Origin of the sequence: Rhodococcus sp. F64268 (genome assembly GCF_023015605.1) — a bacterium.
Taxonomy (GTDB): domain Bacteria; phylum Actinomycetota; class Actinomycetes; order Mycobacteriales; family Mycobacteriaceae; genus Rhodococcus.
The window spans coordinates 96,430-116,480 of the sequence record NZ_JALKAI010000001.1; the positions used below are offsets into that span (position 1 = coordinate 96,430).

Annotated in this window: 20 protein-coding genes and 1 riboswitch; of the genes, 11 read left to right on the forward strand and 9 right to left on the reverse strand. The window is 66.0% G+C overall.

Features of this window, described 5'->3' with window-relative positions:
- The first annotated feature begins 33 nt into the window (after window positions 1–33).
- Window positions 34–822, forward strand: coding sequence for an acetoacetate decarboxylase family protein (locus MWU77_RS00430; protein WP_247272691.1), 789 nt, complete (start codon window positions 34–36; stop codon window positions 820–822).
- A 1,472-nt stretch (window positions 823–2,294) separates the two neighbouring features.
- Here the strand turns inward: MWU77_RS00430 and MWU77_RS00435 are convergent.
- A complete protein-coding gene (locus MWU77_RS00435) occupies window positions 2,295–3,173 on the reverse strand; it encodes a replication protein (RefSeq protein WP_247272692.1) in 879 nt (292 codons plus the stop codon).
- Window positions 3,174–3,490: 317 nt separating this feature from the next.
- Between MWU77_RS00435 and MWU77_RS00440 the strand changes: the two genes are divergently transcribed.
- Complete coding sequence (locus MWU77_RS00440; protein ID WP_169688207.1) at window positions 3,491–4,114, forward strand: YdcF family protein; 624 nt, start codon at window positions 3,491–3,493, stop codon at window positions 4,112–4,114.
- A 9-nt stretch (window positions 4,115–4,123) separates the two neighbouring features.
- On the opposite strand, the gene MWU77_RS00445 is transcribed toward MWU77_RS00440, so the two are convergent.
- Both MWU77_RS00445 and MWU77_RS00450 read right to left on the reverse strand, forming a co-directional pair.
- Complete coding sequence (locus MWU77_RS00445; RefSeq protein ID WP_169688208.1) at window positions 4,124–4,369, reverse strand: hypothetical protein; 246 nt, start codon at window positions 4,367–4,369, stop codon at window positions 4,124–4,126.
- Between the two features lie 66 nt (window positions 4,370–4,435).
- A complete protein-coding gene (locus MWU77_RS00450; protein WP_169688209.1) occupies window positions 4,436–4,909 on the reverse strand; it encodes a general stress protein in 474 nt (157 codons plus the stop codon).
- A gap of 139 nt (window positions 4,910–5,048) precedes the next feature.
- On the opposite strand from MWU77_RS00450, the gene MWU77_RS00455 reads away from it, so the two are divergent.
- Both MWU77_RS00455 and MWU77_RS00460 read left to right on the forward strand, forming a co-directional pair.
- A complete protein-coding gene (locus MWU77_RS00455) occupies window positions 5,049–5,660 on the forward strand; it encodes a TetR/AcrR family transcriptional regulator (protein WP_240959129.1) in 612 nt (203 codons plus the stop codon).
- A complete protein-coding gene (locus tag MWU77_RS00460) occupies window positions 5,647–6,531 on the forward strand; it encodes a ribokinase (RefSeq protein WP_247272693.1) in 885 nt (294 codons plus the stop codon). The genes MWU77_RS00455 and MWU77_RS00460 overlap by 14 nt, the downstream gene beginning before the upstream one ends.
- Before the next feature lie 28 nt (window positions 6,532–6,559).
- Here MWU77_RS00460 and MWU77_RS00465 read toward each other — a convergent pair whose 3' ends face one another.
- Together MWU77_RS00465 and MWU77_RS00470 are read right to left on the reverse strand one after the other, a co-directional pair.
- Window positions 6,560–7,390: an ABC transporter gene (locus MWU77_RS00465; RefSeq protein WP_169688211.1), complete on the reverse strand. Its 831-nt coding sequence runs from the start codon at window positions 7,388–7,390 to the stop codon at window positions 6,560–6,562.
- Window positions 7,391–7,432: 42 nt separating this feature from the next.
- Window positions 7,433–7,747, reverse strand: coding sequence for a multidrug efflux SMR transporter (locus MWU77_RS00470; RefSeq protein ID WP_169688212.1), 315 nt, complete (start codon window positions 7,745–7,747; stop codon window positions 7,433–7,435).
- A 10-nt stretch (window positions 7,748–7,757) separates the two neighbouring features.
- Window positions 7,758–7,823: riboswitch (guanidine-III (ykkC-III) riboswitch) on the reverse strand.
- Between the two features lie 127 nt (window positions 7,824–7,950).
- Between MWU77_RS00470 and MWU77_RS00475 the strand changes: the two genes are divergently transcribed.
- The 3 genes from MWU77_RS00475 to MWU77_RS00485 all read left to right on the forward strand — a co-directional run bounded on the left by MWU77_RS00475 (window position 7,951) and on the right by MWU77_RS00485 (window position 11,265).
- The gene (locus tag MWU77_RS00475) at window positions 7,951–8,655 is read left to right on the forward strand and encodes a response regulator transcription factor (RefSeq protein WP_169688213.1); all 705 of its coding nucleotides are present in this window, start codon (window positions 7,951–7,953) and stop codon (window positions 8,653–8,655) included.
- Window positions 8,652–10,079, forward strand: coding sequence for a HAMP domain-containing sensor histidine kinase (locus MWU77_RS00480; RefSeq protein ID WP_169688214.1), 1,428 nt, complete (start codon window positions 8,652–8,654; stop codon window positions 10,077–10,079). Before MWU77_RS00475 ends, MWU77_RS00480 begins: the two co-directional genes overlap by 4 nt.
- Before the next feature lie 64 nt (window positions 10,080–10,143).
- Window positions 10,144–11,265 carry an alpha/beta fold hydrolase gene (locus MWU77_RS00485; protein WP_240959131.1) on the forward strand — a complete coding sequence of 374 codons (1,122 nt, stop codon included), beginning with the start codon at window positions 10,144–10,146 and terminating at the stop codon, window positions 11,263–11,265.
- Window positions 11,266–11,274: 9 nt separating this feature from the next.
- Here the strand turns inward: MWU77_RS00485 and MWU77_RS00490 are convergent, their stop codons facing one another.
- From MWU77_RS00490 to MWU77_RS00500, 3 genes are read right to left on the reverse strand one after another with little or no spacing between them, the layout of a single operon-like run.
- Window positions 11,275–11,700 (reverse strand): HIT family protein, encoded by a 426-nt coding sequence (locus tag MWU77_RS00490; protein WP_169688215.1) that lies wholly within the window; start codon window positions 11,698–11,700, stop codon window positions 11,275–11,277.
- An 18-nt stretch (window positions 11,701–11,718) separates the two neighbouring features.
- Complete coding sequence (locus MWU77_RS00495) at window positions 11,719–12,204, reverse strand: helix-turn-helix transcriptional regulator (RefSeq protein ID WP_169688216.1); 486 nt, start codon at window positions 12,202–12,204, stop codon at window positions 11,719–11,721.
- Window positions 12,201–13,301: a serine hydrolase gene (locus MWU77_RS00500; RefSeq protein WP_247272694.1), complete on the reverse strand. Its 1,101-nt coding sequence runs from the start codon at window positions 13,299–13,301 to the stop codon at window positions 12,201–12,203. Before MWU77_RS00500 ends, MWU77_RS00495 begins: the two co-directional genes overlap by 4 nt.
- 102 nt (window positions 13,302–13,403) lie before the next feature.
- Between MWU77_RS00500 and MWU77_RS00505 the strand changes: the two genes are divergently transcribed.
- The 4 genes from MWU77_RS00505 to MWU77_RS00520 all read left to right on the forward strand — a co-directional run bounded on the left by MWU77_RS00505 (window position 13,404) and on the right by MWU77_RS00520 (window position 18,391).
- Entirely contained in the window at window positions 13,404–14,069 is a 666-nt protein-coding gene (locus MWU77_RS00505; RefSeq protein ID WP_169688218.1) for a nucleoside/nucleotide kinase family protein, read from the forward strand.
- A gap of 10 nt (window positions 14,070–14,079) precedes the next feature.
- Window positions 14,080–15,333 carry a phosphoribosylamine--glycine ligase gene (gene purD / locus MWU77_RS00510; protein ID WP_169688219.1) on the forward strand — a complete coding sequence of 418 codons (1,254 nt, stop codon included), beginning with the start codon at window positions 14,080–14,082 and terminating at the stop codon, window positions 15,331–15,333.
- Between the two features lie 84 nt (window positions 15,334–15,417).
- Window positions 15,418–17,184 (forward strand): CocE/NonD family hydrolase, encoded by a 1,767-nt coding sequence (locus tag MWU77_RS00515; RefSeq protein ID WP_240959132.1) that lies wholly within the window; start codon window positions 15,418–15,420, stop codon window positions 17,182–17,184.
- 31 nt (window positions 17,185–17,215) lie between these two features.
- Window positions 17,216–18,391 carry a pyridoxal phosphate-dependent aminotransferase gene (locus tag MWU77_RS00520; protein WP_169688220.1) on the forward strand — a complete coding sequence of 392 codons (1,176 nt, stop codon included), beginning with the start codon at window positions 17,216–17,218 and terminating at the stop codon, window positions 18,389–18,391.
- A 9-nt stretch (window positions 18,392–18,400) separates the two neighbouring features.
- On the opposite strand, the gene MWU77_RS00525 is transcribed toward MWU77_RS00520, so the two are convergent.
- The gene (locus MWU77_RS00525; RefSeq protein WP_169688221.1) at window positions 18,401–20,029 is read right to left on the reverse strand and encodes a GMC oxidoreductase; all 1,629 of its coding nucleotides are present in this window, start codon (window positions 20,027–20,029) and stop codon (window positions 18,401–18,403) included.
- Between the last annotated feature and the right edge of the window lie 22 nt (window positions 20,030–20,051).

Consider the following 20,051-nt stretch of genomic DNA (forward strand, 5'->3'; position numbering starts at 1 on the left):
AGCCCCGCCAACGACTCGACGAAGAGGAACGCCATGGCTGAGATTTGGAAGCATCAGAGCTTCACCCCCCCGCTCACGACGACCGGAAAGGCGGCACTGCTGCCCACCCCGCCCTGGTACTACTCCGCCTGGGCCCTGAATGTGGGATTCAGTTACGACGCCACAAGGGCTTCCACCTTCGTTCCTGAGGGACTCGGACGAGTCACAGGTAATGGATGCGTGCACTTTGTCTATTGGCAGGCGACCGCCACCTCTGACGATCTCCTGGATCCCACCATGTCTCAGTTCCGCGAGACATCGTTCATGCTGGAGGTCGAGCAACCGGACGGCGAAATCTATAATTACTGCCCCGCTATGTGGGTCAATCAGGATGCGTCCCTTGTTAGGGGAATATTGCAGGGGCTGCCGAAGAAGACTGGGAACACGTGGCTGACACAAAGTTTCCCCATCGCACATCCTGCAGCGTCGCCTCTTGCTGCCGGCACCAAGATTGGCGGTGTCCTGTCGGCGAGGGACCGAGTCGTCTTTGAAGCTCAAGCGGTCCTCACCGGCGAGAAAAGTGAGGCCCTGGGCTACACTGCCCGACCCACCATCGGTGCAATTGGTATGCCCGACATGCGCAACCCCGGCTCACTCCCAGTCCCTCGTTTTACTCGCGCAGATACACGTGACTTCGTCTATTCCGAATGGCACGAAGCTGACGCAGCACTCACCGTTCACCCGCATCCCTATGAGGAAGTCGACTCGCTCGGCGAGTTGGCGGTAACCCGGTCGAACGTCGGATACTTCGGTTTCACGTTGCATGGCGTAATCGACGTCTGAGATATTCGTACAAGGCAGCAGTCGACTGATTGGCAGGACTGCTCGCGCGCACCTCTGCGGGACCCATGGAGACTTCCGCGAGAAGCTGGTGTAGCGCAGGACTTGCGCCAACAAAGGCTCGGTTTAAAGGTTCTTTTCTTTGGATGTGCGTTCAGCGCAGTGAAGGTTGCACCACTTGGTCCACAATCCGAAGTGCGTACGTGCGAGCTCTCTGCACGAGCCCCTTATGGACCTTTCGGTTTGAGGCGCAACGGCCGCTGACGACATATACGCACCTCCGCAGCCAGGGTCGGTCGCCGCATATAGGTGGTGGTATTGCAGATTTTTCATCGTACCGAACACTGTTGTTAAACAACCGAATTGATTAATGTACTAATCGACAATGGATGTCGTTGCCGGGGAGGGCATCGCACCTGTCGATGGTTCGTCCCGCAAGCATCTACCGCAGGTTCCACGTCGTGCCAACGGTGTGCGTGCAGCGTGGATGAGGCGGCGTGCCTCCATCTCCGGGCGCGAGCAGGTACCGATCCCCCCTGCAGTCGGCCTGCTAGGGCCCTGCTTCGATGATCAAGGGATCACCGAAGCAGGGCCTTCCGTCTTATGCCGGACATAACCTGCTCGGTAAAATTTTCTAGTACGTCAGCACGGCGACGGGTGGCATCCGCACTTCGAGGGACGAGGCTCATCCGCATTGCCGTCTGCACATCACCCTGCAGGATGTGCCGCGTGTAGACCGCGAACGCGTCGTCGACCGCATGGCGTCATCACATCGGGGCATTGGCGATCTGCGTGTCGGCGCAGCGCGCCGTCGGTGACTGTGTGGCGATCGGTTCGCCGACTCGATCCGGCCCGGGCGCCTTGGGCCGGCGCGAGTCGAAGCCCGGCCCAAGGGGGCGAGCAGAGGCTGGGCGGCGGCACGGAACCCGAAGGGATGTCGCGTCGATACAGAACGGGCCAGAGGATGTCGAACCGCTCCGACGTCCTGCCGCAGCGGTCCCGAGGATGTCCGATTTCACCCCGGTTAACATAACGAGGGTTATCGGCATCTTAACGCCATCCAGAACTGCTGCAGCCCAAGAGATTGAGTGATTTTTATAACCGTCTTGTGGCTCGGCTCGACGTCGAGGCGCTACGTGGGTGCCCTGATTGCGGAGGGTCGGCATATGGCCTTTTGACGATCTCGCCAACCCGGATCGCCAGCAGCCCCGTCCACCTTGGCTGCATCTCTTGGCATCGGCACCTTGATCAACGCCCACCTGCGCTACATGTCTGGAGGGTGGACCGTCAGATCCAGAATCGAGCCATCCCCGGTACTCACGAGACATCTTGTAGGACAACACTTCATGGAACGCCGATAAGCTCGTGAACCAATGTCGCACGGTTGGCGCCCTCGCTGCCAGGCGGCGTCTCGGATGGGGGTCGTGAGGCGGGCGTATTCGACCGCAGCGGTGTGGTACCGAGTCCGTCGCGCATCACGCAGCACGTCGGCACTCGCAGCGGCCGACGATCTCGTATTCGTCGTCCTCGACCCACCCGTTCACACACTTGCGACAGGAACTCGATCGAGTCAGCGAACGGTGGACCGGAAGGGACCTCCACAGCCGGATCCAGCCGTGGACGTGCATTGTCGGGTTCTCGGGCCGGTGCGCGCGGGTGGCCGCCGCGACGAGCGCGTCGATGCCGTGAAGTTCGATCAGCGTGGCGATTTCGCGCCTCTGTTCGGGTTTGATGCGCGCGTACGACGCGGGCAGGCCCGCAGCGAGAGTCGCCGCTTCGAGCGTGGTGAAGAGTGCGTGGGATTCGTCGACGACCGCGCGAGTCTTCCTGGCGAGAAAGTCTGCCGCTGACAACAACGACGTTGAGGTTGGGGTGTCGTCTCCGGTCGATTCGATCGTCCGCGCGGCGTCGTTGTCGGTTTCGGTCCTTGGAGATTCGTCCTTTGTGAGAGCGCCCGGTTCTCCGTCGGTCGCTTTACCGGAATCCGATTTCCTGGGCTTCGGAACGGGAGGCGGGGGCGTGGCGGTCTGGGGCTCTTCGTAGACGGTCTGGATGGTGGACCACCGGCCACGCTCGTCCTGGATTTTCTCGCGGACGAGGTAGCCGTGTTCGGCGAGTTCGCGCATCGCGGTGCGGATCGCTTCGCGGCCTTCGCGTGGAGACTGCCGGGCGATGGCGTCGGAGCGAATACTCCAGTCGTGGGGCTTGGACAGAAGCCAGATCAGCACTGCGCGTGCACGGAAACTGAGGCGCTCATCGTTGATGAGGGCGTTGGAAAGGATGGTGAAGTTGTCGGCCAGACGTGGCCCACGACGGATACCACCCGAACTGGGAACATGGGTATGCTCGGTCACTGTTCGACTCCTGTACTAGTCGGACAACCGCCCGTCGCGAGGGCCTAATCTCGCGGCGGGCCTTTTCATTTGTGGTCGAAACTCTGGCACATGCGGTTCGGGTTTGTCCACGCCTCTGACGAGCGCCGCGCTTTCGATCTCGTTGTGCGGTGGCGCCCGCCAACGAGCAGGCGTGCCACGTTGTCGGGGGTCCTCAAATCTTCTTGCGGGTGTGGTGACAGGTCCCGATCGCGCGGGTGCCATGCCCACCTGGCCCACTGGATGTGGCACAGTGCGGCCCATCCGGAATCCGACCGCTCCTTGGAAGGTGGACGTGTATGAGTGGTGTGCGACGGACAGTGCTCGCGGCGACAGTGGCAGCGACGGCCACGCTCGGACTTTCGACAGGGCAGGCAGCTGCAACACCTTCGGTGGACACAATCGTCAACGGAATACTGTCGGTCACTCCGCTCTGTCAGGGCACGATCGACGAGTTGATCATCGCGTGCACCGAGCTGGAGAACCTGACCCCGCGTTTTCCGGTGATGCTCGACATGAATCCGATCGGTACCCATCTCGTGGTTCTCGGGGCAGGGCTGACCGAGGACGGCAAGATCCGGCCTGTGCTCGCGCAACGACTCGAAGCGGCTCTCCGCGCGGCGGAGCGCTATCCGGAGTCACCCGTCGTCGTCACCGGGGGAGTGCCTCGCAACGGCATCACCGAGGCCGGTGCCATGAAGGAGTGGCTGGTGTCGCGGGGTGTTCCGCCGGAGCGGATCATCGAGGAATCCGAGTCGACTTCCACGGTGGAGAACGCGCGATTCACCAACGATGTCCTGCTCGAGCGTCGCGCAACGGGCGCTGTGCTGGTGACCAACAGGGATCACCTCGAGCGCGCAATGATCAATTTCCGTCAGGCCGTCGATGCCAGGATTCCTGTGGCAGGGATTGTCGCGGCCTGAGTGCGGGGATCAGACAGGAGCGATCTCCAGGTCGTCGTCGTCGACGAATACGAGACGCCCGTTGTCGAGCGCGACCGCCCACCTGCGGATCGGTGCCCAGTCGCGTCCGAGGTCTGCGCCCACTACCTGCTGGGAACTGCCGTAATCCTCCACGATCTTGCCGGGTGTCGATCTCGCTTCGGCAACCCCGGCTCTGACGATCACGGCAGTACCCACCGACAACTTCGGCGATGAATTCGACGTCGGATCGGCCATATCCGGATGATGCCATCTCGAGGCAGACTTGTCGGGGCGAAAGAGCGTACTCGAGCGGCGAGGAATTCACCGCAGTGCGAGTTTCTCCCGTGCTTCGGTAGCGAAATCCTGCTCGACCATCAGGTCGTATCGGCTCGCCTCGATGCTCTTGCGGGAGATGAAGTCGCGCCTGCCGCCTGTGCTGTAGTGGGCGACGAAGCCGAGTGCGCCGCCCCATAGGGCTCCGAGCGCGATGCCGACGAGGATGGGTCCGGCGACGGTGCTCGCCGGAAGGAAAACGGCGAGCAGGAGTCCGAACAGCAGGCCTGTCCATACGCCGACGCCTGCGCCGTTGGCGGTCGAGCGCGCCGTGGTCATCCGTCCTTCTACCTGTTCGACGGTGGTGACGCCCTGGCCCACGACCCTCAGGTACTCGACGGCGAAGCCTTCGTCGGAGAGATGGTCGATCGCGCGTTCTACTGCGTCGTATGTGCGGTAGCTCTCGAGAAGCGTCTCCGAATCGAAGTTGTATGCGGAAGTGGGTGCGTAGATCTCTGTCATGCGCAGCTCCTGAAATCTGAAAAATTGGCAAAACGATACGCTCAGCGTAGCGTATCGTTTCGTAGTGTTTGATTTCGGGGGGTGTTCTTCCGCAAACTCGATGCACTGGCGGGGAACACTCGCCCTAGAAGGGATGGACATGGTTGTCGATGCCGACGTGGTACCCGCGTCCGTATCGCCGCGACGTTCCGCCAAGTCGCGTGCCGGGACGGACGCGAGAATTCTGGGTGCGGTGCTCGCGATCCTGCGCGAGCACGGACCGAACCGGGTCACCGTGGAGTCCGTCGCGGCGTTGTCCGGTGTCGCGAAGACCACCATCTATCGTCGGTACGCCAACCGCGACGAACTGCTGGATGCCGCACTCGATTCGCAGTCCGCGGCGCCGCGCATACCCGACGGCCTCTGCATGTACGACCGGGTGAAGTGGACCCTCGATCTGCTTCGCGTCGCGCTCTCGAGCGACATCGGTATGGGTAGCGTCAGCGCGGTCCTCACCGACGCAGACCCGGATTTGACCGAATCGTTCCGCGACATCATCAACAGTCGCAGCCAAGTCGCGGCCGAAGTGCTCCGTGCCGCTGTCGATGCAGGTGCCCTCCGCGCGGATCTCGATATCGACACCGCGGTGTCCACGCTCGTCGGTTCGTACCTCGGCGCCTACCTGCGGCACGGCCGGGTCGACGAGACCTGGGCCGACGACGTAGTGCACATGGTGTGCCCGGGACTGGAACCGGGCAGTGCCGTCGGCTGACATCGAGGCAGCGAACCGCTGCGTCGTGGCTGTCGTCGGTTCCCTGAACCTCGACCTGACCGCGCTCGTGACGCGTGCCCCGGAGGACGGGGAGACGGTGCTGGGCCGGAGTCTGTCGACCTACCCGGGCGGAAAGGGCGCCAACCAGGCGATCGGAGCGGCCGAGGTGGCGTCGACCGCGATCGTCGGGGCGGTCGGAAACGACGACGCCGCGGACACTCTGCGAGATGCCCAGCGCCGCGCGGGTGTCGACACGCGTCACCTGACCGAACTCGATGCCGCGACAGGGCGCGCGATCGTCGTTCTCGCCGAGGACGGGAGCAACAGAATCATCGTGATCGGCGGTGCGAACGGACTCCTCGACCCGGCCTACGTCACCGAAGCGCTCGATGAGCTGGATCCGGCTGTCGTCCTCACCCAGCTCGAACTCCCACCATCGGTGACGCACGCTGTGGCGTCATGGGCCCGTGCTCGACAGCGCAGGTTCGTGCTCAATCCCAGCCCCACCGCTCCGGTCGCCCCCGAAATACTCCAGGTGGCCGACCCGCTCGTCGTCAACGAACACGAGGCCGCGTACTACGCGAACACCGAGCCGAGCACCGACATCGATGCCACGGTCGGGCGTTTGCTCCAGCGGGTTCCCACTGTTGTGGTGACGCGGGGCGGCGACGACATCGTGATCGGTACGAACGACGGCGTCGAGCACATCGAGGTTCCTCGCGTCGACGTAATCGACACGACCGGTGCCGGCGACCATTTCGCAGGCACTCTCGCGGCTCTGCTCGGCACCGGTGTGTCGTTACGTGATGCAGTGGTGCGGGCCGGTGCCGACGCGGCAGCGCTGGTCGCGACGCGGCGAGAGGATCGCTGAGGCTCTCGATACGTCGGATCGTTCCTGGTCAGGGAGGCGGGAGGATCTCGCCCTTACTGCTGCGCAACCAACGGCCCGGGAGTTTGCCCGCGAGGTCGCCGAGCGGGCCCACCGCGCCGCGCAGCAGCTCGACTGTTTCCTGCAGAGTGTCGACACTCTCGTTCATTCGGACTATGCCCGGAGTCAAGCTTGCGAGGGTCTCCGACAGCGACACGATCTGATCGAGGGGGCCGCCTTCGACGAGTAGGCGTTCGAGGGCGCCGCGCTCGGAGAGCAGCACGTCGAGCGTGCCGCCTTCGGCGAGTGCGCGTTCCACGACTCCGCCGGGCCGGAGCGCAGTATCGACCAGGCCGCCCGGCGTGGTGAGTCGCTCGACTGCGCCGTCCTGCGCCAGTAGTCGTTCGAGCGGGCCGTCGGGCGCTGTGATGCGGTCGAGGAGCCCGCCCTCCGACAGGAGCCTGTCGAGGGCTCCGTCGTCGGCGAGAACCCGGTCGAGTGGGCCACCGGGAACGGTCAACCGGTCGAGCGCTCCTCCTGGTTCGAGGATGCGTTCGAGTGGGCCGCCGGGGGCAGTGAGCCGATCAACCGGACCACCGGTCGCGAGGAGCCGGTCGAGTGGGCCGCCGGGGCGGAGGGCCTGCCCGAGACCGCGATCATCTGCGGTCAACCGCGACACCTGCTGCAGTAACCCGATCGAGTCTCGGGTGTCGTTCAGCCCGATCGCGCCCAGCGCCGAATAGGTCGCCGGCGACACCGCAATACGTATCGTGCCGATGACCGTTTCGGCGACGAGCAGCGCGGAATCTGCCGCCGCCAGGCCGACTCGCAACGGTGCCGCCAACACGGACCCCAAATTCATGAATTCACTGTAACCGGAGACACACAGAAATCAGCCCGGCGATCAGTGCAGGACTTTCAGCCCCACCACACATGCGACGATCCCGGCGATCAACAGGATCTTCACGACGGACGCGGTCTCGGTACCGCTGACCATCGCGTACCCCACGGTCAACGCGGCGCCGATACCGACCCATATCGCATAGGACGTGCCGATCGGGAGAGTGCGCATGGCGTAGGCCAGGCCGGCCATACTCAGCGTCAGCGCAACGAGGAAGACGATGCTGGGAGCCAGCCGGGTGAAACCCGCTGCTTTACCCAGAGCGGTGGCCCACACGGCCTCGAGAACACCGGACAACACAAGGACGATCCATGCCATGATGACAACTCCTGCACCGTCTTGTCGCTGGCCGGGTACGGTGCGCTCGTCCGGGAGACCGAGATGCGGTCACCATCGCTCCAGGTTAGGAACGCCCGTCGACGGCGGCAAGGGCCTGGTGGGCCATCTCACCGCATCCGTTCCCAGGAAGCTCACAGCGAACGCCCAGCGGGACTCGAGGGGCGGGCGCGACAATCGTCCGCGTGACCGATAATCCCGAGGCCCGCATTCTGGTCGTCGACGACGAGCCGACGATCGTCGAACTCCTGTCGGTGAGCCTGAAGTTCCAGGGGTTCGAGGTCGAGACGGCTTCGAGTGGCGCCGAAGGTCTCGACAGGGCCCGCCGCTTCCGTCCGGACGCGATGATTCTCGACGTCATGATGCCCGGCATGGACGGGTTCGGGATGCTGCGGCGCCTGCGCGCGGACGGCATCGACGCCCCGGTCCTCTTTCTCACCGCGAAGGATGCCGTCGAGGACAAAGTCTCGGGGCTGACACTCGGCGCCGACGATTACGTGACCAAGCCGTTCAGCCTCGAAGAGGTCATCGCACGGTTGCGCACGATTCTCCGGCGCGCAGGGAAAGTGTCGGAGTCCGAGCGCTCGGGGCGCGTCCGGTTCGCCGACATCGAACTCGACGACGACACCCACGAGGTGTTCAAGGCCGGGCAGCCGGTCTCGCTGTCTCCCACCGAGTTCACACTTCTGCGCTATTTCGTGGTCAACGCAGGCACGGTGCTGAGCAAGCCACGGATCCTGGAACACGTGTGGAACTACGACTTCGGGGGAGAGGTGGGGGTGGTGGAGTCGTACGTGTCGTACCTGCGGCGCAAGGTCGACACCGGTGACGTTCCCCTGATCCATACCCTGCGGGGAGTGGGTTACGTGATGCGTGAGCCCAGGGCGTGAACTCGCGTTCGCTCCCGCGACTGCATGCTGTTCCGCTGCGGCTGAAGCTGGTTGCGGCGCTGGTCCTGCTCGCGGGATTGGGGTTGCTGGCATCGGGCTTCGCTGTCACCTCGGCGTTCGAGACGTCGATGATCTCCCGCGTCGACCGGGATCTGCACGATGCCGGGCAGACCTGGGCGAAGCCGCTGGGGTTTCTTCCTCCACCGCGGCAGGCTGCGGACCCGGGACGTCCGCCGAGTCCGTTCTACGTCTATCTCACCGACGCCGACGGCAACGTTCGGCTGCTGATCAACGACCAGCCCGAGTCTCCCGAGCTGCCTCCGGTACCCGAAGCGGGACTGAGCACGGTGGGCTCGGCCGACGGGTCGGGTGTCGAGTGGAGGGTCCTGACGACCGATGATCGGGACGGAGGCACCACCACGGTCGCATTGACCTTGTCGGAGACCGAGGACCTCGTCGACCGACTCGTCGTTCTGCAACTGGTGATCGGCGGTGTCGTGCTCGTTCTTCTCGGCATCGCCGGATACTTCGCAATCCGGCACAGTCTGCGCCCGCTGCAGGAGGTCGAGCGTACGGCGGCTGCGATCGCGGCCGGCGACCTGAACGAGCGCGTCCCCGAAACGGATCCGAGGACCGAGGTGGGCGGGCTCTCCGTCGCACTCAACACGATGCTCGCCAGGATTCAGGAGGCATTCACCGCGACCGCCGCGTCGGAGGAGTCTGCTCGCCGGTCGGAAGATCGGATGCGCCGCTTCATCGCCGACGCGAGCCATGAACTGCGCACGCCCCTCACCACGATCCGGGGATTCGCCGAGCTCTACAAGCAGGGTGCGAGCGACGACACCGACATGGTGATGACGCGCATCGAAAGCGAATCCCGTCGTATGGGCGTCCTCGTAGAAGACCTGCTGATGCTGGCACGGCTCGACGCGCAACGACCGCTCGAACGCAAGCCCGTGGATCTGCTCGCGATCGCTGCCGACGCCGTGCACGGAGCGAGGGTCGTCGCGCCGGACCGCACCATCGACCTCGCGGTCGTGGACGGGCCCGGCACACCGGAGGTGCTGGGCGATGATGTCCGGTTGCGCCAGGTCCTCGGGAACCTCGTGACCAACGCATTGACCCACACGCCGTCCGACGCAGCGGTGACGGTCCGCGTGGGTACGGTCGGCGCCGATGCCGTGCTGGAGGTAGCCGACACCGGACCCGGATTGTCGGAAGTCGACAGGGAGCGCGTGTTCGAGCGTTTCTATCGCACCGACAGTTCTCGTTCACGCACCGGCGGCATCGGGGGCGGCAGTGGTCTGGGACTGTCCATCGTCGCCGCGCTGGTCGCCGCGCACGGCGGGACGGTCGACGTCGACAGCATCCCCGGCCGGGGGTCGACGTTCCGCGTGCGAATGCCACGCCTGCACCCGGAGTGACATCCCGCCCTCCTCTAGACTGCGTTTCGCATCATGCCGATTCGCAGGGCAGGTAGGGAGCCAGATGGGGATCGCGGATTTCGTGTCGAAGGCCGCCCACAACGCGTGGTCGTTGTTCGTGGCGGACGGTGTCGCCGAGCCGCACCGGACGCCGTCGGTCGTGGTCGGCGACGGCCCCCACCGGACGCTGCGCCGCTTCGGCCCCGAGGACGGCGGCGACCCCGTGCTGCTCGTGACGCCGCTCGCGGCGTCGCCGACCTGCTTCGACCTGATGCCCGAGCAGAGTCTCGCCGCGCACCTCGTCGGGCTCGGCCGCAGCGTCTTTCTCATCGAGTACGGGGAGATCACCGACGACGATCGTGACCTCGGACTCGAATTCTGGATCGACGACGTGCTTCCCGAAGCGATTCATCGCGTTGCGGAACTGTCGGGCGGACGCAACGTCGACCTCGTCGCGTGGAGCATCGCGGGAAGCCTTGCGCTACTGACTGCTGCGGCCCACCCGGAATTACCGGTTCGCTCGATCACCACGTTCGGGACACCCATCGACTACGCGAAGATTCCGCTGATGGCCCTTCCCCGGTTGGCAGGTAGGTATCTCGCAGAACCGGCGCTCGATGTCGCCGACCATCTGTTCGGCGGGATTCCTGCACCGCTGGTGCGGATTGCCTACCGCGTCACCGCGTTCGAGCGCGAGGTGAGGCGGCCGTGGTTCGTCGCCGCCAATATCGCCGACCGCGACAAGCTCGCGCGTATGGAACGCGTCGACCGGTTCCAGAACGAGATCGAAGGCTACGCGGGTCGGGCATTCCGTCAGCTCGCGGTGAAGGTGACCGTGGGCAACGAACTGACGACGGGACGGCTCGAGCTCGGCGGTCGCGTCGTCGAACTCGCCGATGTCGACGTGCCGGTGCTGGCGTTCGGCGGCACCGACGACGTTCTCGCTCCGATCCCATCGGTCGAGCCGGTCACGTCGGTTCTCACCGGGTCGCCGAGGGTGCGGTGCGTTCGTGTTCCGGGTACCCACCTCGGGATTCTCGCGGGAACGACGGCCCCCGCCACGTCGTGGGTGGAGCTGGCCGCGTTTCTGGACAACCCGCTCGGCGACGATCCGCACGGCGCGGGAGCAGCGCCCGCGGCGGCCGGTGTGTCGGTGTCGACAGCGTCGCAGCCGCGGGCGCACTGAGGCGTAGCTTCAGTCGGGGACGTGTTCTGCGTGCCCCTGCTCGCGCAACGCTGCCCGGATCCTGTCGCGGGCCCGGTCGAGCGACTCGGCCGACGGATCCTTCTCGGCCTGCGAGAAATCGAAGTCGCCGAGCGTGTGCGCCGGGAAGACGTGCAAGTGCAGGTGGGGGACCTCGAGACCGGCGATCACCAGCCCGGCGCGCGGCGCTTCGTACGCTGCGCACACTGCGCGTCCGACGATCCGGGCGACACGGTTGACCTTGTCCCATAGGTCGTCGTCGATCTCCTGCCAGTGATCCACTTCCTGTCGCGGAACGACGAGGACGTGCCCCTCGGTGAGCGGATTGATGGTGAGGAACGAGACGACATCGTCGTCCTCCCACACGAAACGGCCGGGTAGGTCACCGGAAATGATCATGCTGAACACGGAAGCCATACCGGCACAATAGGCCGATCACAGCTGCTCGGCGACATCGGCCGCAGCGAGTGAGAGGACAAGCAGGGGGACGACCTTCGCAGGTGGGATGTGATAGCGGTTACGGGACTGCTGTTCGACGATGTGGGCGGCCGACAGTGTCCGCAGATGGTGGTAGAGACGGCCGGGGGACGACAGGGCCGTCGCCTCTTGCAGTTCGCTTGCAGTGGCAGGACCTCGCAGGAGGGTCCGCACGATCGCGAGCCGGTCGGGGCTGCCGAGCGCGTCGAGGACCGCTGCGATCGCGGACCCATCGAGATCGAGGGTGGCGGCAGCGTCGTATTCGATGGTCCAGGACACGTTGCCGGACAACGACACGGCGCCTTGGTAGCCGATGCTGCCCGCTGCGCCCGGTGATTCCGAGACCGGGTTCTCCTCGGGCGCGGCGCTGTTCTCGAGGAGTCGGATGCGCCGTTCGAGGTCGGCGATGCGGTCCTCGTGGCTGCCGGTCGGGCGGTCGTTCACACAGCGCACCGTATCCGATCGAAGATCTCGGGCTCGGTCATCGCCGCGAACATCAGACCTTGGTGCGCGAAGCTTCCGCGCGCAGCCGTGTAGTCGGCTTCCGTCATGTTCGACGTCAGTATCACTGCGGTCGCGACGGTGCCGTCGGCCAGCCGCAGACTCATTGCTTCGGTGAGTATCCCGGGCAGACTTCCGCCCTTGAATCCGAGACCTTCGGTGCCGGGAGGTGCGGGTTGCCATTCCAGATGCCCGCGGGCGATGTCTGCTCCGCTCCCGAACGACCCGTCGGCGATCGCCCGATGGATGCTCGCGAGTTGCTCGGCTGTGCCCGCATTGTCGTCGCGTTGAATCCGGTCCATTTCGCCGTACGGATCATCGGGTAACACGTCGGGTTGTTGCAGGAGTTCGTGGATCTCGGCGCGGAAGCCCGGGTCGTTCGCGTAGCGCTGCGCGGTGTCCCACAGGTCGGCGTCGGTGTCTTCCGGTGCGATGAACCCGAGCGTATTGCCGAGCATGGTGGGCGGTGCGAAGTCGTCCCAGCCGCCTTGCTCGGCTGCTGCGGTCAGTGCGTCGTCGCCGAGTCGATCGCGCAGGTAGTCGGGTGCGGCGTTGTCGCTCTCCTGGATCATCGCGGTCACCAGGTCGTCGAGGGCGACCGTGCCCTCGGGGGTGACACCGAGGCGTTGCATGGCGGCGGGGTGTGCGCCGCCGTCCGTGTCCGGGAGGTACCAGCGTTCCCATTCGGCGACCGGGATCTGTTCGGCGGGGTCGAGGGTGCCGTCCGCAACGGCTCGTGCGTACGCGGCAAGGTGGACGACCTTGACTGCCGACGCGAGTGGTTGTGGGTCGTCGGCGCGGTGTGCGACGACGTTCCCGTGTCCGTCGTCGATGACGAGACCTACGGAGTCGGGGTGTTCGGCGAGGTAGCCGATCCAGCCTTCGGGGCTCGTCACGTCTGCGGCGGGAGGCGGGCCGCAATCGACGGCCGGCGAGGTTGCGGTGCCGGTTGCGGTGGCGTCGTCGGGCGGTGAGTCGGTGCACGCCGTGAGTGTCAGGGCGGTCGTGACGGCAACTGCAGCGAGGACCTTCGTCGACATCGGTACTCCGTAAGTTCGGAAATTCGGAATTACGAATTTACGATATGCGTGGCACGGACATGTGTCCAGCCCGCCGACCGGGTCGGTCGTATCGTCACCGTCATGGACGGGTCCGGATCTGCACGTGTCGGTACGCAACATGCGCTGATCGCCGAGCTTGTCACCGAGGTCCTGGCCCCACTACCCGCGCACCGCCGGACGGTCGTCGGGCTGTGCGGTCCGCCCGGCTCAGGCAAGAGCCGCGCGGCCGGACTGCTCGTCGGTGCGCTCACCCGCGCCGGAATCGAGACGGGGTTGGCGCCGATGGACGGCTTTCATCTGTCGAATGCCCAGCTCGATGCCCGCGGTGCCCGTGGACGCAAGGGGGCACCCGACACGTTCGACGTGGCGGGATTCCGCGAGCTGCTGCAGCGCGTGCGAGTGCGCCGGGACGAGACCGTGTACGCCCCCGGTTTCTCGCGCAGACTCGACGACCCGGTTGCGGCGGTGCATGCCATCGAACGGTCTGCGCGAGTCGTGGTCACCGAAGGGAACTACCTGTTGTTCGACGCCGGTGGCTGGCAGGAAATCCGTCCACTTCTGGATCTCGTGATCTACCTGGACGTGCCGGCGGAGACGCTGACTCCGCGCCTCGTTCGACGGCACCGCGTAGGTGGTCGTGCGCGATCGCAGGCCCGCGACTGGGTTCATGAAGTCGATCTGCCCAACGCCACCGCCGTCGCCCGCACCCGTGGCCGTGCCGATCTCGTGTGGAGCCCGGTCCCGTAGTCTGTCGTGCGTGCGCGTACTCGTTATCGGCTCCGGTGCCCGTGAACATGCTCTCGCTCTGGCTCTGTCCCGCGACCCGGGTGTGACGGCCGTCCTGGCTGCCCCGGGCAACGCCGGCATCGCCAAGGTGGCCGAGCAGTACGCGGTCGATGCCTCGTCCGCCGATCAGGTCGTCGCGCTCGCAAAGGACAAGCAGGTCGACCTCGTCGTGATCGGACCCGAGGTCCCGCTCGTTCTCGGTGTCGCCGAGGCCGTGCGCGAGGCAGGCATCCCCTGCTTCGGCCCGTCCGCCGACGCTGCTCGTATCGAGGGGTCGAAAGCTTTCGCGAAGGACGTCATGGCCGCAGCAGGCGTGCGTACCGCACGCAGCGAGGTCGTCGATTCACCCGCGATCATCGACGAGGCGCTCGACCGGTTCGGCCCGACCTGGGTCGTCAAGGACGATGGACTCGCCGCGGGCAAGGGTGTGGTGGTGACCACCGACCGAGACGCCGCCCGTGATCACGCGGCGGAGATCATCGAGAACGGACACCCCGTGCTGCTCGAGTCGTTCCTCGACGGACCCGAGGTGTCCCTGTTCTGCCTCGTCGACGGCGAGACCGTGGTGCCGTTGCTGCCCGCGCAGGATCACAAGCGGGTCGGCGACGGTGACGTCGGCCCCAACACCGGTGGTATGGGTGCGTACACGCCGCTTCCGTGGCTGCCCGAAGGTGCTGTCACTCGGATCGTCGACGAAGTCGTGAAGCCGGTTGCTGCCGAACTCGTGCGCCGGGGTTGTGGCTTCTCCGGCCTGCTCTATGCGGGTCTGGCCATGGGGCAGGAGGGTCCCGCGGTCGTCGAGTTCAACTGCCGTTTCGGTGATCCGGAGACGCAGGCTGTGCTCGCGCTACTCGAGTCCCCGCTCGGCGAGGTGCTCGGTGCGGTGGCGAACCGCACGCTCGCGCAGTTGCCGCCGCTGCAATGGCGCGACGGTGCTGCGGTGACGGTCGTGCTGGCTGCGGAGCACTACCCGGCGACCCCGCGCACCGGCGACGTCATCGGTGGTGCAGACAGCGACAAGGTCCTTCACGCCGGCACGAAGCGCGGCGACGACGGAGCGCTCCTGTCGGCGGGCGGTCGGGTGCTGAGCGTCGTGGGGGTCGGCGACGATCTCGCGGCTGCGCGTGCGGACGCTTACGCGACCTTGGATGACATCAAGCTCGCAGGCGGCCATTTCCGCACGGATATCGGTCTTGCCGCGGTCGAGGGACGCATCGCGCTCTGACTTGCTCCCGTGCGGGAAGAACTTGCGCATACTGATTGAATGTTTCACACTCGGTGCATCTTCTGAAGAGGCCAGAGGTGACAAATGGGTTCGTGGAAGCGTAGATCGACGCAGGATCCGACTCCGCTCGCGCATCATTGCGTCAGGCTCTACTCGCTGCCGGGCGACATCATTGTCGAGCGTGGTGTCCCGATCCGAATGGCCGACGGCACCATATTGCGGGCGAACGTCTTCCGGCCGGAGGGATCCGAACAGCACCCGGTCCTCGTCTGTGTGACGCCGTACGGCAAGGACGCCTGTGTCGACGACTATCCGGTGAGTTTCGGTGAACTCGCGCAGGGCGGCAACTTCGTCGGAGAACTCGAACTGAGTGATCACACGGCGTTCGAAGCCCCCGACCCCGGTTACTGGGTGCCGCGCGGATACGCCGTTGTCGTCGCCGACCTGCGCGGCTGTTTCGCCAGCGAGGGCCGCCCGCGGCTGTTGCTCGGCCGGATCGCGGCAGACGCCGCCGATGTCGTCGAATGGGCAGCCGAACAACCGTGGAGCACCGGCAAGGTGGGAATGGCCGGGGTGTCGCATCTGGCGACCCTGCAGTGGTACACCGCGGCGCAGCATCCGCCGCATCTCGCCGCTTTCTCCCCGTGGGAGGGCATCACCGATCCCTTCCGCGACACGCTCAGCCACGGCGGAATCCCGGAAACACATTTCAGCAGTTTCTGGTGGCGCGCGACGCAGCGCGGCAGCCGCTCGCCGTCGACGTCGATCCGGAGGATCTCTCCGTGGCTGTGGCGACGATTCCCCGACCGCTGCAGGCACGTCGTGGGCCCACCGCCCTTCGCCGACATCACCGTGCCCGCTCTGGTGGGAGCGTCGTGGTCCGATCAGGGGCCTCGCACGCGTGGCTCCATCACCGGTTTCTCACAGCTGGGATCGCCCGACAAGTGGCTGTACACGCACGGCCGCAAGACCTGGCAGACGTTCTACGGGGTCGAGGCGCTGGACGTACAACGCCGGTTCTTCGACCATTTCCTCAAGGGCGAGGACAACGGATTCGACGAGACCCCGCGTGTTCGCCTCGAAACCCGACACGACCTGCGCACCTACTCCGAACGGCATGAATCCCGGTGGCCGATTCCGGACACCCGCTACGTTCCACTCCATCTCGATCACGCCAGCGGTGGTCTGCATTCGGAGCGGCCCGCAGAGGAGGCCAGTGCCCGGATGTTCCCCGTCGCAGGCGACGAACTGGTCTTCACCACAACCTTCGACGAGGACACCGAGGTCACGGGCCACGCCGCTCTGCGGCTGTGGGTCGAGGCCAAGGACGCCAAGGACATGGACCTGTTCGTCGCGCTGAAGAAGATCGATCCGTCGGGCAACGAGGTCCGTTTCGAAGGCCACGACGGGTTCGAAGAGGCGGTCGTCGCGCACGGATGGATCCGGGTCTCGCGGCGCGCACTCGATCCGGAGGCGTCGACCGCATACCGACCGGTGATCGACCCTGCCGAGTACTGGCCGCTGTCGGCAGGACAGATCGTGCCCGTCGACATCGAGATCATGCCGCACAGCACCTTCTTCGAAGCGGGGTCCTCGCTCGCGTTGGTCATCACGGGCCACGACTTCGACACGCTTCCCGACATCCGGCACAACGACACGATCAACCAGGGTTTCCATATCGTGCATGCGGGCGGGCGATTCGATTCGCACCTGCTGCTGCCCGTGGTACCCGCTGCGGTCTCCGCCGCCGACGACGCAGGCAGTGCTGCGGTGTTCGGCGCCCCGGCTTCACTTCACGATGTCCCCATCGCGTGGGATGCCGTGCTCGGCCGCCAGCACATCCGGCTCTGAGCGCCGGGAGCGGAGGACTACCGTCGTGGTCGTGCGCATTGAATCCCGACGCTCCCGAATCGAGACGTTCCACGTCATGGATGTGTGGAAGGCCGCCGCCGAACGGCAGCGCACCCACGGTGACGTGCTGAGCCTGGCTGCAGGGCAGCCGTCGACACCGGCGCCCGTGCCGGTGCTGCGGGCCACCCGCCACGCCGTCGACACGGAACTGCTCGGCTACACCGAGACCTTCGGGATCCTTCCGCTGCGCGAAGTGATCGCCGGGTACCACCGCGAGCGGTACGGACTCGATGTCGATGCCGACGACGTCGTGGTCACCACGGGGTCATCGGGTGCCTTCACCCTGCTGTTCCTCGCCGCGTTCGACCCCGGCGACACCGTGGTCGTCGCGCGGCCCGGATACCCCGCCTACCGCAACACCCTCGCCGCGCTCGGCTGCAACGTGGTCGAACTCGATTGCGGTCCCGACACCCGTTACCAGCCCACCGTTGCCATGCTCGAGGCACTCGACACCCCGCCTGCGGGACTGGTGGTCGCGAGTCCGGCCAACCCGACCGGCACCATGATCGAACCCGACGAACTCGCCGCACTGGCCCGGTGGTGCGACGATCACGGCGCGTTGCTGATCTCCGACGAGATCTACCACGGCATCGAATTCGACACCCCGGGCTCGCCCGACACTTCGACGTCCTGGGCGACGTCGCGAGAGTCGGTCGTCGTCGGGTCGGTGTCGAAGTACTTCTCGATGACGGGCTGGCGACTCGGGTGGATGCTCGTTCCGGAATCGCTGCGGCCGGCCTTGCAGCGCCTGGCGTCGAACATGACGGTCTGCCCGCCGTCGATCGCACAATTCGCGGCGATCGAGGCGTTCAGCGCCGAAGCGCGTGCCGAACTCGACGGGCACGTCGCCCGCTACGCGGCCAACCGGGAACTGCTGTTGTCCGGCCTACCGGATCTCGGCATCACGAAGCTGGCACCTGCCGACGGCGCGTTCTACGTATACGCCGACATCGCCCATCTGCTCGGCGACGAGACGTCGACCGCGTGGTGTTCCCGGCTGCTGCACGACACGGGTCTGGCGCTTGCGCCCGGCATCGATTTCGACACCGTCCGAGGCGACGAGACAGTGCGACTGTCGTTCGCCGGATCGAGCGCGGACGTGTCGGCGGCGCTGGACCGGCTCGCCGGCTGGCTGCCGGTGTCCTGAACGGCGCTGTTACCTGCCCGACGCGATGATCTGCGCGATGTTGCGTTCGGCGAGCGCGGCGATCGTCAGTGACGGATTGACCGTGCCGGTGCTCCCGGGGATCAGGGCACCGTCGACGACGTACAGGCCGGGGTGCCCGTGCACCCGGCCGTAGTCGTCCGTCGCGTCGCCCATCACCACACCGCCGAGCGGATGCGCCGTGAACGACGCGTTGACGTCCGCCGCCATCGGCTCGGCGCCGGGTACGGTGCCGCCGGCCGCAGCCATCCTGTTGTGCACGGCCCGGAGTGCGTCGACGCTCGCGCGTTCGCCGCCCGAAGGCCAATTCACCACACCCCGATCGGCGTTCGGGTCGTAGACGACCTCGCCGCGTGTCGGGTCCAGCGTCATGCCGAGGGAGGCGAGCATGCCCACATCCTTCGCGGTGCCCGCGACGAACCAGTTCTCGAGGCTCAACGGCAGACCCGATTCGTCGACCACGCGGGAGGCCGAAGGCGCGCCCTGATCGCCGCCGAATGCGTCGGTCACGGCGATCGAGCGCACGAGCACCGCGTCACCGTTGGTGCCCCAGCCGCGGCCGACGTGCTCGTCGAGGTTTGCGAGCGATCCGGTGTGACGTGCCTTGACGAGCAGTTCCGTGGTGCCGACCGAGCCTGCACCCAGCACCAGCTTGTCGCACGTCAACGTCGAGGTACTCAGGACGGCACCGGTGGGATCGACGGCCTGCACCTCCACCACATAGCGGCCATCGGGTTCCTGGCCGACCGACAGCACCCGGTGGGCGTGGCACACCTGCGCGCGACCGGTTGCTTCCGCCGCTGGAATGTAGTTCTGGGTGAGGTCGAACTTCGCGCCGTTGGAGTTGCCGAGGTTCGATTCGCCCGCCACCGCCGACCGGCGCACCGACCCGGCGAGTTCGGCACGGACGATGTCCCAGTCCCAGATGCCGTCGATACGGTGCGGTGTGTAGCCGGCCTTGATGGCGTCGTCGTCCCAGCGTCGCGAGTGCGTGAATTCGCGGGCGTTGTAGATGTCGTCGGGCATCGGATCGAGCCGCAACATCGCCCGCACCTTCGGGTACCACGTCGAGGTCATCTCGTCGTAGCTCAGTCGGTTGCCGAAAACATGCTCGAAGAAGTGCCGTTCGGGGGCGATCATCACCCCGGTGAACACGATCGAGCCGCCACCGACCGCTGCCCCGCGCCACACCGACATGTTCGGGTAGTCGGTCACGTCGAGCACACCCGCGAAGTCGTCGCACACGACGGGAATTCCGGTGGGGCCGGTGAATGAGGTTCGGTGGTAGTAGCCGCGCCCGTCGGCGAGCAGATCTGTCGTGAAGATCTCCCGCTGCGGGTCACGGGGCCAGCGCATGCCGCGTTCGAGCACGGTCACCTGCGATCCGGATTCCGCGAGCCGCAGCGCGGCGACGCTCGCCCCGAATCCGGAACCCACCACGATCACGTCGGAATGCGCCGGTGGGGTGGGGGGAGGGGTGAACAGTTCGGGGACGAGGCGACGGTATTCGTCGATGCCGAGGGGCAGTGCCGAGGCGACCGGAAGCCCGGGGCCCCCGACACCCACGGACGCCACGGCTGCGCCGAATGCTGATGCCTGTAGGAACCGACGACGTTTCATTTCCGACTTCGCTCCGATCGTG

What these genes read in the sequence shown, in the direction of transcription:
- MWU77_RS00430 (WP_247272691.1), top strand. Translation starts at nt 34, where the DNA reads ATGGCTGAGATTTGGAAGCATCAGAGCTTCACCCCCCCGCTCACGACG.
- MWU77_RS00440 (WP_169688207.1), top strand. Translation starts at nt 3,491, where the DNA reads ATGAGTGGTGTGCGACGGACAGTGCTCGCGGCGACAGTGGCAGCGACG.
- MWU77_RS00445 (WP_169688208.1), bottom strand. Translation starts at nt 4,369, where the DNA reads ATGGCCGATCCGACGTCGAATTCATCGCCGAAGTTGTCGGTGGGTACT.
- MWU77_RS00450 (WP_169688209.1), bottom strand. Translation starts at nt 4,909, where the DNA reads ATGACAGAGATCTACGCACCCACTTCCGCATACAACTTCGATTCGGAG.
- MWU77_RS00455 (WP_240959129.1), top strand. Translation starts at nt 5,049, where the DNA reads ATGGTTGTCGATGCCGACGTGGTACCCGCGTCCGTATCGCCGCGACGT.
- MWU77_RS00465 (WP_169688211.1), bottom strand. Translation starts at nt 7,390, where the DNA reads ATGAATTTGGGGTCCGTGTTGGCGGCACCGTTGCGAGTCGGCCTGGCG.
- MWU77_RS00470 (WP_169688212.1), bottom strand. Translation starts at nt 7,747, where the DNA reads ATGGCATGGATCGTCCTTGTGTTGTCCGGTGTTCTCGAGGCCGTGTGG.
- MWU77_RS00485 (WP_240959131.1), top strand. Translation starts at nt 10,144, where the DNA reads ATGGGGATCGCGGATTTCGTGTCGAAGGCCGCCCACAACGCGTGGTCG.
- MWU77_RS00490 (WP_169688215.1), bottom strand. Translation starts at nt 11,700, where the DNA reads ATGGCTTCCGTGTTCAGCATGATCATTTCCGGTGACCTACCCGGCCGT.
- MWU77_RS00500 (WP_247272694.1), bottom strand. Translation starts at nt 13,301, where the DNA reads ATGTCGACGAAGGTCCTCGCTGCAGTTGCCGTCACGACCGCCCTGACA.
- MWU77_RS00505 (WP_169688218.1), top strand. Translation starts at nt 13,404, where the DNA reads ATGGACGGGTCCGGATCTGCACGTGTCGGTACGCAACATGCGCTGATC.
- MWU77_RS00515 (WP_240959132.1), top strand. Translation starts at nt 15,418, where the DNA reads ATGGGTTCGTGGAAGCGTAGATCGACGCAGGATCCGACTCCGCTCGCG.
- MWU77_RS00525 (WP_169688221.1), bottom strand. Translation starts at nt 20,029, where the DNA reads ATGAAACGTCGTCGGTTCCTACAGGCATCAGCATTCGGCGCAGCCGTG.